Origin of the sequence: Haladaptatus sp., from assembly GCF_049589095.1 — an archaeon.
Classification (GTDB): Archaea; Halobacteriota; Halobacteria; order Halobacteriales; family Haladaptataceae; genus Haladaptatus.
Map to the genome: position 1 here is coordinate 1 of NZ_JBAWAC010000458.1, position 1,767 is coordinate 1,767.

The following is a 1,767-nucleotide window of genomic DNA, read 5'->3' on the forward strand; positions in this document are numbered from 1 at the left end:
AGTTTGTGACGCGACGGTATGGGCACGGTACGGACACGAAGAACGGTTCGCTGACGCGACTGGAACCGACCCCGACCGGACGTTTCGGGAAGGAACGAAAGTCGGCCCGCTGACCGTCATCGAAACGCCGGGTCACGCCCCGGACCACCTCGCGTTCGCCACCGACGAGGGGGTCGTCTCGGGCGACCTCGCCGTCGCAGAGGGAAGCGTCGTCGTCGCGGCTGGGGAAGGGGACCTTCGTGCCTACCTCACGTCGCTCCGGCGACTGTACGCAAAGAATCCGGCGGCGCTGTATCCGGGCCACGGACCGGTCATCGAGGACCCACGAGCGACGATTCGGCGACTCATCGACCACCGACTGCACCGTGAAGGACGCGTTCTCGACGCGGTCCGTGACGGTGCCCGAACGCTCTCGGAGGTCACGGACGCGGCCTACGACAAGGACATCTCCGGCGTCCGGGAGTTCGCGGAGCGAACCGTGGCCGCCCATCTGGAAAAGCTGGCAGTCGAGGGGAAGGTAGCGTGGAACGGCGAGCGCGCGGTGCCGAACTGAGTCTGCCGACACCCACAACGATTTTCATTCCACAAACGAACCGTTCCCCGTGGAAACTCTCGAAGCCGAATTGGAACGAGCGAACTCGCTCGACACGGCCGACCTCGCCGATGCAATCGAGGACATCGGATTCGAGTGTACGCGCTGTGGTGCCTGCTGTACGAGCGAAGCGGACGACCCCCACACCGCCACCGTCTTCCCCGACGAAGTGCGCGAGCTACAGGCGGCGACGGAGTACGACTTTCGGGACGTGGCCCGTCCCATGCCGTTCGGATTGACGGCGGACGGCGACGGCGAGACGTTCGAATGGGCGCTTCAAACCGATGACTGCGGCGACTGCCAATTCTACGAGGACGGCATCGGCGCGTGTTCGGTGCATCCCGACCGCCCGCTCATCTGTCAAACGTACCCCTTCAGCGTGGCGCTCGGCGGAACGAGCCAACCGATGGGCGACCCCGTGGACGAATCCGGCATGGTTCGCGCCCACGAATGCGAAGGTCTCGGCCGGGACATCGACAGGGAACACGCGGAGGAACTCGCGGCGGCGCTCAAAACCCGCGCCATCCGCGAACTCGAAGAGGCGATTGGTGTGCGCGACAACTACGAACCCGCGGACCCCGCCCCCGGAGAGATCGTCGTCCACGACTCCGAAGGTGCGAAAAACCCCGACGGGACGACGTACGGAAAGTGATCTTCTCACAGCGAGTGGTTCTCACAGCGAGTGGTTCTCACAGCGAGTGGGCGGCACTCGCGCATCCACGAGCGATAGGCCGGTGATACGGCTGCTAGAATCAGGCATCGACGCAGCCGGAAACGGAATTGACACAGCCGCCAGAAATCAGCATACCCGTCCAGCCGCCAGTCGCTAGCGCACTCTCACCGAAAGACCTGCGGTCTTTCGAGCCATCAAAATCGCGCCGCGATTTTGAGACGCCGGAAAATCGGAGATTTTCCGGGTCGAGAAACCCTCGAAGGGGGTGACGTAGACTTTTGGCCCAGATTTTGCCAGAGAACGCGGCTCCGCCGCGCGAACGCAGCAAAAGGTGGAGTAGAAATGTGGTGTTCGATAATTCTTTAATGGTTGACTACTTGGATTCACGTGGAGGTCTACGAGCCTTGGAAATCTCTGATAAACTCCTGTGTCTGTTCAGCGGTGATGTTACTCTCAACGGCGACGAATACGTTGTCTCGATACCACGCCGTGAAATCGATAC

Annotated in this window: 2 protein-coding genes and 1 pseudogene; all 3 read left to right on the forward strand. The window is 62.1% G+C overall.

The window, feature by feature from the left end:
* Nucleotides 1-553 (forward strand): MBL fold metallo-hydrolase (locus tag WBV42_RS14350; RefSeq protein ID WP_423986637.1); only part of this gene is annotated, 553 nt, incomplete at its 5' end.
* Between the two features lie 49 nt (nucleotides 554-602).
* Nucleotides 603-1,244: a YkgJ family cysteine cluster protein gene (locus WBV42_RS14355; protein WP_253228288.1), complete on the forward strand. Its 642-nt coding sequence runs from the start codon at nucleotides 603-605 to the stop codon at nucleotides 1,242-1,244.
* 425 nt (nucleotides 1,245-1,669) lie between these two features.
* Nucleotides 1,670-1,767, forward strand: a pseudogene (locus WBV42_RS14360) (TRAM domain-containing protein); the annotation flags it as partial.